Origin of the sequence: Thioalkalivibrio sp. (assembly GCF_007692535.1) — a bacterium.
Taxonomy (GTDB): Bacteria; Pseudomonadota; Gammaproteobacteria; order Ectothiorhodospirales; family Ectothiorhodospiraceae; genus Thioalkalivibrio.
This window is the reverse complement of sequence record NZ_REBW01000174.1, coordinates 1-11,211: the sequence shown is the minus strand read 5'-3', so window position 1 is coordinate 11,211 and position 11,211 is coordinate 1. Positions and strand designations below refer to the sequence as shown.

Here is an 11,211-nt window from a genome sequence, read left to right as displayed (position 1 = left end):
CGCATGGGTCAGCGCCCGGGGGCCAGGTTCAGGTTTTTCCAGACGGCTTCGGACGGCACCGCCTGGTTCATCGAGTAGAAGTGCAGGCCGGGCGCGCCGTCGTCCAGCAGTTGCTGGCAGAGCCGGGTGACCACTTCCGTCCCGAAGGCCCGGATCGACGCCGTGTCGTCGCCATAGGCCTCGAGGCGCTTGCGGATGAACCGCGGGATCTCGGCGCCGCAGGCGTCCGAAAAGCGCGCCAGCTGTGTGTAGTTGGTGATGGGCATGATCCCCGGAATGATCGGGATGTCCACGCCCATCGCGCTCACGCGTTCGAGGAAGAAGGCATAGGCGTCGGGGTTGTAGAAATACTGCGTGATTGCGGAGTCGGCCCCGGCAGCCACCTTCTGGCAGAAGTGCTCCAGGTCCTTCTCGGCATTCGCGGCCTGCGGGTGGAATTCAGGGTAGGCCGCGACCTCGATCCGGAAATGATCGCCGAACTCTTCCCGGATGAACCGCACCAGCTCCACCGCGTAGCGGAACTCGCCGAGCCCGCCGCCAGCGCCCGAGGGCAGATCGCCGCGCAACGCGACCAGTCGGCGTACCCCGTGATCGCGGTAGGCCCGCAACAGGTCCAGCAGCTCGGAGCGCGAGGATGAGATGCATGAGATATGAGGAGCGGCATCGACGCTGCCCTCGCGCTGGATCTCCAGCACCGTTTCCAGCGTGCGGTCGCGGGTGGAACCGCCGGCCCCGAAGGTCACGGAGAAATACTCGGGCCCCAGGGCTGCGAGGCGAGCGCGGGCCTTGCGCAGGCGCCCGGCGCCCTCCTCGTTCTTGGGCGGGAAAAATTCGAAACTGAACACCGGATCGGTATTCGTGGGTTGGTTCATGCTGTGTCCTCAAAGGATTCGAAAGAGAGACAGGTGCCGTCCGATTCCGTCATCGCAGGTGCCGACGGTACGGGGCGATCCATCCCGACACACGAAAGGGCCCTCCCGGCGCGAGCCGGCAGGGCGGTAGAGCGCAGCGTCTTCCGCCGTTCGGAGGCCTGCAATGTCCCGCCGTCGGGCGCTGGCTCGCGCCGGGAGGCGGATGACGGCCTGCCCTTCGCTTGCACGCACCGTCATTCCGGTCGAAACCAGGCACAGGGTCGGTGTCCACGGGGCTGGCGGATCGTCCCGACGTATCGGGATCCCGCCGGCCTGCACCCAGCCCCCGATCAGAGGGGGCCGATTGTGCGTGTTCGTGGCGGATCCCGGGTGACGGATGCGGTCCGCGACCGAAACAGGCCGCCCCGGGGAAGCAGCGGCACGTGGTGCAGCGGAGGCCACCACGCGCGAATTCCATTTCCCGCTGCCGCGACGGAGACGTCGGGCGTCCGCTCAGTAGCGGTATTGCTCCGGCTTGAACGGACCCTCGACCGGCAGGCCGAGATACGCCGCCTGCTCCGGCGTCAATTGCGTCAGGTTGGCGCCGAGCTTCTGCAGGTGCAGCGCGGCGACCTTCTCGTCCAGGTGTTTCGGCAGCACGTAGACCTTGTTCTCGTAGCGGTCGCCGTGGGCGAACAGCTCGATCTGGGCCATCGTCTGGTTCGTGAAGGAATTGGACATCACGAAGCTCGGGTGCCCGGTGCCGCAGCCCAGGTTCACCAGCCGGCCCTCGGCGAGCATGATGATGCGCTTGCCGTCGGGGAAGATCACGTGATCGACCTGCGGCTTGATGTTTTCCCACTGGTACTGGCGCAGGCTGGCGACATCGATTTCCGAGTCGAAATGCCCGATGTTGCAGACGATGGCCTGGTTCTTCATGGCCGCCATGTGATCGTGGTTGATCACGTTCATGTTGCCGGTGGCGGTGACGAAGATGTCGGCCTGGTCCGCGACGTCTTCCATGGTGACCACGCGGTAGCCTTCCATCGCCGCCTGCAGTGCGCAGATCGGATCGATCTCGGTGATCCACACGATGGCGCCGAGGCCACGCAGCGACTGGGCACTGCCCTTGCCGACATCACCATAACCACAGACCACGGCGATCTTGCCGGCGACCATCACGTCGGTCGCACGCTTGATCGCGTCAACCAGCGACTCGCGGCAGCCGTAGAGGTTGTCGAACTTGGACTTGGTGACCGAGTCGTTCACGTTGATCGCCGGGAAGGGGAGGGTGCCTTCCTTCTGCATCTGGTAGAGACGATGGACGCCGGTGGTGGTTTCCTCGGTCACTCCCTGGATGTTCTTCTTGATCTCCGAGTACCAGTTCGGGGATTCCTTCAGACGCTTCCGGATGGACGCGAACAGTGCGCGTTCCTCGTCGTTGCCGGGGTTATCCAGCACCGACGGATCCTGCTCCGCCTTCGAGCCCAGGATCACCAGCAGCGTGGCGTCGCCGCCATCATCGAGGATCATGTTCGGCGTGCCGCCGTCGTGCCACTCGAAGATCCGGTGGGCGTAGTCCCAGTACTCTTCGAGGGTCTCGCCCTTCACGGCGAACACCGGCGTGCCATTGGCGGCAATCGCGGCGGCCGCGTGATCCTGGGTCGAGTAGATGTTGCAGGAGGCCCAGCGGACCTCGGCGCCCAGCGCCTCCAGCGTCTCGATCAGGACCGCGGTCTGGATGGTCATGTGCAGGGATCCGGCGATCCGCGCGCCCTTCAGCGGCTGAGCCTTGGCGAATTCCTCGCGGGTCTGCATCAGTCCGGGCATCTCGGTCTCGGCGATCGCGATCTCCTTGCGGCCGAAGCCGGCAAGATCGATGTCCTTGACGAGGTAATCCTGGTGCTTGTTGGGGTTCATCACAGCATTCATGGTGTAAGGCTCCGTGAGTCTGGATGAGCGCCGTTGCATGAATGAAAGGGACCCGGCTGAGCCTGACGGGAATGCCGCTGCAGCGCTCCTCAGCCCGGGTAATCTCTTCGCCGAACGCTATCAGAGCCCGGCTGCCGCGCGGAGTTCCTCCGCACGATCGGTATGTTCCCAGGGCAGATCGACGTCTTCACGCCCGAAGTGCCCGTATGCGGCCGTCGGCTGGTACAGGGGCCGCAGCAGATCCAGCGCCTGGATCAGTCCCCAGGGCCGCAGATCGAAGTGCTCCCGGATCAGTGCGACGATCCGGGCTTCGTCGATCCTCCCGGTCCCGAAGGTCTCGACGCTGATCGATGTCGGCTGGGCGACCCCGATCGCGTAGGAGACCTGGATCTCGCACTTGTCGGCGAGACCGGCCGCGACCAGGTTCTTGGCGACATAGCGGCCCGCATAGGCGGCTGAGCGGTCGACCTTCGACGGATCCTTGCCGGAGAAGGCGCCACCGCCATGGCGGGCCATGCCGCCGTAGGTGTCGACGATGATCTTGCGGCCGGTCAGGCCGCAGTCCCCGACCGGGCCGCCAATCACGAACTGGCCGGTGGGATTGATGTGGATCTGATCCCCGCCGCAGCGTGTGAACCACGCCGCCGGAAGAACCGGCCGGAGGATCTCTTCCATCACCGCTTCGCGAAGATCCTTCTGTGCGATCTCGGGGTCGTGCTGCGTGGATAGTACCACGGCATCGATCCCTGACGGGACCCCGTCCTCGTACCGCAGCGTGACCTGACTCTTCGCGTCGGGCCGCAGCCAGGGCAGAATGCCATTCTTGCGCAGCTCGGCCTGACGGCGCACCAGTCGATGCGCGTAGTAGATGGGCGCCGGCATCAGGCTGTCCGTTTCGCGTGCGGCGTACCCGAACATCAGCCCCTGGTCTCCGGCGCCCTGGTTGGTGCGGTCCGAGAGGTCGCGGTCGACGCCCATTGCGATGTCGGGCGACTGCTGTCCGAGGGCATTCAGTACCGCACACGAATGCCCGTCGAAACCGACCGCGGCATTGTCGTACCCGATGCCGCAGACCGTTTCGCGCACCACCTTCTCGTAATCGATGACCGCGCTGGTCGTGATCTCGCCGGCCAGCAGGACCATGCCGGTCTTGGTGAGCGTTTCGCAGGCGATGCGCGCATGCGGATCCTTGGCCAGGATCGCATCGACCACGGCGTCCGAGATCTGGTCGGCCATCTTGTCGGGATGACCCTCGGAAACCGATTCGGACGTGAACAGATAACTCTTGGCCATGCGAATGATCCTCGGACCGGGGCGTGGGGGATGAAAGAAAACCGATAGAGTTTAACGCCGGTTGTCGCATATTTCTAAACCGTGGCGCGGTGGCATGGGCAGGCACGCGGCGGCGTCCTGGATCCCGGACTTGCTCCGAACCCCGAAAGTCGCCAGAATACACCGCCTTTAAATGGGGCTGTATTCGGCCGATCATCGCCGACCGACCCGCTTCCTCGCGTCGCTAGAAAAAAGAAAACAAGCGGCCGGCGCCAGCGCACCGTCGGGCATCCAGTCCCGATCCGTTCACCGCTACTTCAGTTTAGGAGATCCGCATGCCTTCCCGCAGAGAGCTTGCCAACGCCATACGTGCCCTGTCGATGGACGCGGTCCAGAAAGCCAATTCCGGTCATCCCGGCGCGCCGATGGGCATGGCGGATATCGCCGAGGTCCTCTGGAACGATTACATGAGGCACAATCCGGCCAATCCGGGCTGGCTCGATCGCGATCGCTTCGTGATGTCCAACGGCCACGGCTCGATGCTGGTCTACTCGCTGCTGCACCTGACCGGCTATGAACTGCCGATCGACGAACTCAAGCAGTTCCGCCAACTGCACTCGAAGACACCGGGGCACCCGGAATACGGGTACACGCCCGGCGTCGAGACCACCACCGGTCCGCTGGGCCAGGGCCTGACCAACGCGGTCGGGATGGCGCTGGCCGAGAAAATCCTCGCCGCGAACTTCAACCGCGACGGCCACCACGTGGTCGACCACAATACCTATGCCTTCCTCGGCGATGGCTGCCTGATGGAGGGCATCTCGCACGAGGCCAGTGCACTCGCGGGAACCCTGGGCCTGGGCAAGCTGATTGCCTTCTACGACGACAACGGCATCTCCATCGACGGCGAGGTCGAGGGCTGGTTCACCGACGACACCCCCAAGCGCTTCGAGGCCTACGGCTGGCAGGTGGTGCGCGGGGTGGACGGCCACAGCGCCGACGCGGTCAAGGCGGCCATCGAGCAGGCCCGTGCCGAGACCGGCAAGCCCACGCTGATCTGCTGCAAGACCATCATCGGCTTCGGTTCCCCGAACAAGCAGGGCAAGGAAGAGTGCCACGGCGCGCCGCTGGGCAACGACGAGATCGCGCTGGCGCGCAAGGAACTGGGTTGGAGCCACGCGGCCTTCGAGATCCCGGCCGACATCTACGCGGCCTGGGACGCGAAGGACCGTGGCGCGAAGGCCGAGGCGGAGTGGAACGAGCGCTTCGCGGCTTACCGGAAGGCGCATCCCGATCTGGCGGCGGAATACGAGCGCCGCATGAGCGGGGACCTGCCCTCGGACTGGGCGGAGAAGGCCAACGCCTTCGTGCAGCAGACCATCGAGAAGGCCGAGAAGGTCGCCAGCCGCAAGGCCTCGCAGAACGCGATCGGCGGCTACGCCCCGGCGCTGCCCGAACTGCTTGGCGGCTCCGCCGACCTGGCCGGCTCCAACCTGACCATGCACCCCGGCTCCAGGGGCATCAGCCACGACGATGCTTCCGGCAACTACGTGTTCTACGGCGTGCGCGAGTTCGGGATGGCCGCGATCATGAACGGGATCGCGCTCCATGGCGGTTTCATTCCCTATGGCGGCACCTTCCTGATCTTCTCCGACTACGCCCGCAACGGCATCCGGATGTCGGCCCTGATGGGGCAGCGCGTGCTCTACGTGCTGACCCACGACTCCATCGGCCTCGGCGAAGACGGCCCGACCCACCAGCCGATCGAGCAGACCTCGAGCCTGCGCCTGATCCCGAACCTGAACGTCTGGCGCCCCTGCGACGGCGTCGAGACCGCAGTCGGGTGGAAGGCGGGGATCGAACGCAGCGACGGCCCCTCGGCATTCATCCTGTCGCGGCAGGGGCTGGCTCCGCAGACGCGCGACGCCGAGCAGGTGGCGAACATCGCCCGCGGCGGCTACGTGCTGCGCGACTGTGACGGCAGCCCCGACCTGATCCTGATCGCGACGGGTTCCGAGGTCGGCGTCTCGCTGCAGGCCGCGGACACGCTGGCCGGCAGCGGCCACAAGGTGCGCCTGGTGTCGATGCCCTGCGTCGAGCTCTTCGAGCAGCAGGACCCGGAGTACCGCGAGGCGGTGCTGCCCGCCTCCGTGCGTGCCCGGGTTGCGGTGGAGGCCGGCGCGACGGTGGGCTGGTACAGGTACGTCGGTCTGGATGGCGCCGTCGTGGGTCTGGACCGCTTTGGCGAGTCGGCTCCGGGAGACGCCCTGATGAACTACTTCGGCTTCACCGCCGAGAACATCGTCAGCGTCGCGAAATCGGTGCTGGCCTGACCCCGCGTCCGCCACGGGCGGATGGCAGATTTCTTTGCAAACCAAGCAAGTTGGAGAGTGAATCATGACGATCAAAGTCGGTATCAATGGATTCGGCCGCATTGGCCGCATGGCGTTCCGTGCCATCGCGAAGGAGTTTCCCGAGCTTGAAGTGGTCGCGATCAACGACCTGCTGGACCCCGAGTACCTGGCGTACATGCTGCGCTATGACTCCGTGCATGGCCGTTTCGACGGCGATATCGCCGTCGAAGGCAGCAATATGGTCGTCAACGGCAAGACGATCCGCCTGACCGCGGAGCGCGACCCGTCCGACCTGAAGTGGGACGAGGTCGGTGCCGAGGTGGTGATCGAGTCGACCGGTTTCTTCCTGACCGAGGAAACCTGCCAGAAGCACATCGACGCGGGTGCGAAGAAGGTGGTGCAGAGTGCGCCCTCCAAGGACGCGACGCCGATGTTCGTCTACGGCGTGAACCACAAGGACTACGCCGGTCAGGCGATCCTCTCCGCCGCTTCCTGCACCACCAACGCGCTGGCCCCGGTGGCCAAGGTGCTGCACGACAACTACGGCATCAAGCGTGGCCTGATGAGCACCGTGCATGCCGCCACCGCGACCCAGAAGACCGTCGACGGGCCGTCGCAGAAGGACTGGCGCGGCGGCCGTGGCATTCTCGAGAACATCATCCCGTCGTCCACCGGTGCCGCCAAGGCCGTGGGCAAGGTCCTTCCGGAACTGAACGGCAAGCTGACCGGCATGGCCTTCCGCGTGCCGACCTCCGATGTTTCCGTGGTCGACCTGACCGTGGAACTCGACAAGGGCGCCAGCTACGACGACATCTGCAAGGCCATGAAGGCGGCGTCCGAGGGCGAGCTGAAGGGTGTGCTCGCGTACACCGAGGACAAGGTCGTTTCCACCGACTTCCGCGGCGTGAGTGCGCCGTCGATCTTCGATGCCGGCGCCGGCATCCAGCTCGACGACACCTTCGTCAAGGTCGTCGCCTGGTATGACAACGAGTACGGCTACACCTGCAACATGCTGCGCGTGGTGCAGCACGTCGGCAAGTAGTCGCTGCGGCTCCCCGCCGTGTGGCTGCGGATGACTCCGGTCTCCGCAGCCACACGACGGGCCCGTCATCCGGGAGAGCGGTTCGGCAAGCGCGACCCCGTCCTTGCCCAACCTCTTTCATTCTGTTCCGAGTCCTGCATAGGAGTGCTGTGATGTCCGTCATCAAGATGACCGATCTCGACCTGAAGGGTAAGCGCGTATTGATCCGCCAGGATCTGAACGTTCCCGTGAAGGAAGGCAAAGTCACCTCCGACGCCCGTATCCGCGCCAGCCTGCCTACGGTGCAGCAGGCACTGGAAAAGGGCGCCCGCGTGATGCTGATGTCGCACCTCGGACGCCCCACCGAAGGCGAATTTTCCGAGGCCGATTCGCTGGCCCCGGTGGCGGCCCACATGGGCTCCCTGTTGGGCCGCGAGGTGCGCCTCGTGCGCGACTACCTGGACGGCGTCGATCTGGCCGACGGCGAGGTCGTGCTGCTGGAGAACGTGCGCTTCAACAAGGGCGAGAAGAAGGACGCCGAGGACCTGGCGAAGAAGTACGCCGCGCTGTGCGACGTCTTCGTGATGGACGCCTTCGGCACCGCCCACCGCGCCCAGGCGTCCACGCACGGTGCCGGCAAGTTCGCCCCGACCGCTTGCGCGGGTCCGCTGCTGGCGGCGGAGCTGGATGCGCTGGGCAAGGCCCTGGACAACCCGAGACGGCCGCTGGTTGCGATCGTCGGCGGCTCGAAGGTGTCGACCAAGCTGACGGTGCTGGAATCGCTGTCGACGGTCGTCGATCAATTGATCGTCGGCGGCGGCATCGCCAACACCTTCATCGCCGCCCAGGGGCACCCGGTCGGCAAGTCGCTGTGCGAGCACGATCTGCTCGACGAGGCGAAGCGGCTGATGGCCGCGGCCAAGGCCAAGGGCGGTGAGATCCCGGTGCCCACCGACGTGACCGTCGGCCGGGAATTCGCGGAGTCGACCCCGGCCGAGGTCAAGCAGGTGGCCGATGTAACCGAGGGCGACATGATCTTCGACGTCGGTCCGGACACCGCATCGTCCTATGCCGAGCTGCTGCGCAAGGCCGGCACCATCGTCTGGAACGGCCCGGTCGGCGTGTTCGAGTTCGACCAGTTCGCGCACGGCACGAAGGCGCTCGGTGAGGCCATCGCCGAAAGCGACGCCTTTTCCATTGCCGGCGGCGGCGATACCCTCGCGGCGATCGACAAGTACGGGCTGTCCGAGCGCATCAGCTACATCTCCACCGGTGGCGGCGCCTTCCTCGAGTTCCTCGAGGGCAAGACGCTGCCGGCGGTCGCGATGCTCGAAGAGCGGGCCAAGGGCTGAGCCCCGCCCGGCGACCAGCCATGGAAATCTGCCGCGCATGAGACGCACCAAGATCGTAGCCACGCTGGGACCGGCGACCGACAGCGACAAGGCGCTGGAGAAGCTGGTCCGCGCGGGTGTCGACGTGATCCGCGTCAATTTTTCCCACGGGGATCCCGACAGCCACCGGCAGCGGGTGCGGCGTCTGCGCGAGATCGCGGATCGTGTCGGCCGCTGCGTCGGCGTGCTTGGCGACCTGCAGGGTCCCAAGATCCGCATTGCCCGCTTTCGTGACGTGAAGGTCGAATTGAACGAGGGCGACACGTTCGCGCTCGACGCGGGCCTGGCGCCGGATGCGGGCGACCAGACCCAGGTCGGATTGACCTACACCGACCTGCCCGGCGACGTGCAGGCGGGCGACGTGCTGTTGCTTGACGACGGACGTCTCGTCCTGAAGGTGGATTCGGTCGAGGGGCTGCGCATCGAGACGACGGTGGTGGTGGGCGGCACGCTGTCCGACAACAAGGGAATCAACCGGCAGGGCGGCGGTCTGTCCGCGCCCGCGATCACCGAAAAGGACCGCGACGACATCCGCCTGGCGGCCGAACTCGAGGTCGACTTCCTGGCCGTCTCCTTTCCACGCTCGGCACAGGACATCCATCTCGCCCGGACCCTGCTGCGCGAGGCCGGCGGCGATGCCGCGATCTGCGCCAAGATCGAGCGCGCCGAGGCGCTGGAGCTGATCGACGAGATCATCTCCGCCTCCGACGTGATCATGATCGCGCGCGGCGATCTCGGGGTGGAGATCGGTGACGCCGAGTTGCCGGCGGTACAGAAAAACCTGATCACCCGCGCGCGCAAGCTGAACCGCGTGGTGATCACCGCGACCCAGATGATGGAGTCGATGATCCAGAACCAGATCCCGACGCGGGCCGAGGTCTTCGACGTGGCCAACGCGGTACTCGATGGTACCGATGCGGTGATGCTCTCGGGCGAGACGGCCACCGGCCGTTACCCGGACAAGGTGGTCGACAGCATGAGCCGGATCTGCGAGGCGGCCGAACGCCAGCGTGCGGCCAGGCAGTCGACCCATCGCATGGACAGCTATTTCGGTCGCGTCGACGAGGCCATTGCGATGGCCGCGATGTACACGGCGAACCATCTCGACGTCGCTGCGATCGCAGCGCTGACCGAGTCCGGTTCCACGCCGCTGTGGATGTCGCGCATCAGTTCGGGAATTCCGATTTTTGCGCTGACCCAGCACCACAAGACCAGCCGCCGTCTGACCCTGTACCGGGGGGTCTATCCCGTGCGCCTCCCGACCGTGCCCGATACCCATGCAGAGACCAACCGGGAGGCCATTCGCCTGCTCCTGGACAAGGGCGTCGTGAAGGAAGGCGAACTCGTCATCATCACCAAGGGCGACCTCAACGGCGTGCAGGGCGGCACCAACGCCATGAAGATCGTGCGCGTGGGCGAGACCGTCCCGCTGAACTGATACCATTCGTGCGAAGAGCACTGATCCATCCCCACCCGAATCCTGTAAGGAGGAACACCCATGGCACTGATTTCACTTCGCCAGTTGCTGGACCACGCTGCCGAGCACGGCTACGGCATGCCGGCCTACAACGCCAACAACATGGAGCAGGTCCACTCGATCATGGAGGCAGCGGCCGCGGTCGATTCCCCCGTGATCATCCAGGCCTCGGCTGGCGCACGGAAATACGCCGGTGAGCCCTTTCTGCGCCACATCATCATCGCCGCGGTCGAGCAGTACCCCGATATCCCGGTCGTGCTGCACCAGGACCACGGCGCCGAGCCGGCGGTCTGCTTCCGCTCCATCCAGTCCGGGTTCACCTCGGTGATGATGGACGGCTCCCTGATGCCCGATATGAAGACCCCGGCCACCTACGAGTACAACGTCGAGACCACCCGCAAGGTGTCCGAACTCGCGCACGCGGTCGGTGTTTCGGTGGAAGGCGAGTTGGGTTGCCTGGGTTCGCTCGAGACCGGCATGGCGGGTGAAGAGGACGGCTCCGGCGCCGAGGGCGTGTTGTCGCACGACCAGCTGCTCACCGACCCGAACGAAGCCGCCGACTTCGTCAAGCAGACCGGCGTCGATGCGCTGGCGATCGCGATCGGCACCTCGCACGGGGCGTACAAGTTCACCCGTCCGCCGACCGGGGACATTCTGGCCATCGAGCGGATCAAGGAGATCCACGCGCGCATCCCGAACACCCACCTGGTCATGCACGGCTCCTCGTCGGTGCCGCAGGAGTGGCTGGCAATCATCAACAAGTACGGCGGTGACATGGGCGAGACCTACGGCGTACCGGTCGAGGAAATCCAGGAAGGCATCAAGCACGGCGTGCGCAAGGTCAACATCGACACCGATCTGCGCATGGCCTCCACCGGCGCGATCCGCAAGTTCCTCGCGGAGAACCCGAAGG

General features: G+C 65.6%; 8 protein-coding genes and 1 riboswitch. Of the genes, 5 read left to right on the top strand and 3 right to left on the bottom strand.

Features of this window, described 5'->3' with window-relative positions; translation table 11 throughout:
- Window positions 1-8: 8 nt before the first annotated feature.
- From metF to metK, 3 genes are all read right to left on the bottom strand, one after another.
- Window positions 9-872: a methylenetetrahydrofolate reductase [NAD(P)H] gene (gene metF / locus EA346_RS10150; protein WP_296758228.1), complete on the bottom strand. Its 864-nt coding sequence runs from the start codon at window positions 870-872 to the stop codon at window positions 9-11.
- A 492-nt stretch (window positions 873-1,364) separates the two neighbouring features.
- Window positions 1,365-2,783 carry an adenosylhomocysteinase gene (gene ahcY, locus EA346_RS10145; RefSeq protein WP_296758225.1) on the bottom strand — a complete coding sequence of 473 codons (1,419 nt, stop codon included), beginning with the start codon at window positions 2,781-2,783 and terminating at the stop codon, window positions 1,365-1,367.
- 18 nt (window positions 2,784-2,801) lie between these two features.
- A riboswitch (S-adenosyl-L-homocysteine riboswitch) is annotated at window positions 2,802-2,880 on the bottom strand.
- A gap of 23 nt (window positions 2,881-2,903) precedes the next feature.
- On the bottom strand, window positions 2,904-4,076 hold the full coding sequence (gene metK / locus EA346_RS10140) for a methionine adenosyltransferase (protein ID WP_296758222.1): 1,173 nt from the start codon (window positions 4,074-4,076) through the stop codon (window positions 2,904-2,906).
- A 314-nt stretch (window positions 4,077-4,390) separates the two neighbouring features.
- Between metK and tkt the strand changes: the two genes are divergently transcribed.
- The 5 genes from tkt to fba all read left to right on the top strand — a co-directional run.
- Window positions 4,391-6,388 carry a transketolase gene (tkt, locus tag EA346_RS10135; protein WP_296758220.1) on the top strand — a complete coding sequence of 666 codons (1,998 nt, stop codon included), beginning with the start codon at window positions 4,391-4,393 and terminating at the stop codon, window positions 6,386-6,388.
- A gap of 64 nt (window positions 6,389-6,452) precedes the next feature.
- The gene (gene gap / locus EA346_RS10130) at window positions 6,453-7,451 is read left to right on the top strand and encodes a type I glyceraldehyde-3-phosphate dehydrogenase (RefSeq protein WP_296758217.1); all 999 of its coding nucleotides are present in this window, start codon (window positions 6,453-6,455) and stop codon (window positions 7,449-7,451) included.
- Between the two features lie 152 nt (window positions 7,452-7,603).
- The gene (locus tag EA346_RS10125) at window positions 7,604-8,782 is read left to right on the top strand and encodes a phosphoglycerate kinase (RefSeq protein ID WP_296758214.1); all 1,179 of its coding nucleotides are present in this window, start codon (window positions 7,604-7,606) and stop codon (window positions 8,780-8,782) included.
- 37 nt (window positions 8,783-8,819) lie between these two features.
- Complete coding sequence (gene pyk / locus EA346_RS10120) at window positions 8,820-10,259, top strand: pyruvate kinase (RefSeq protein WP_296758212.1); 1,440 nt, start codon at window positions 8,820-8,822, stop codon at window positions 10,257-10,259.
- Between the two features lie 60 nt (window positions 10,260-10,319).
- A partial coding sequence (gene fba, locus EA346_RS10115) for a class II fructose-bisphosphate aldolase (protein WP_296758210.1) occupies window positions 10,320-11,211 on the top strand: 892 nt, incomplete at its 3' end.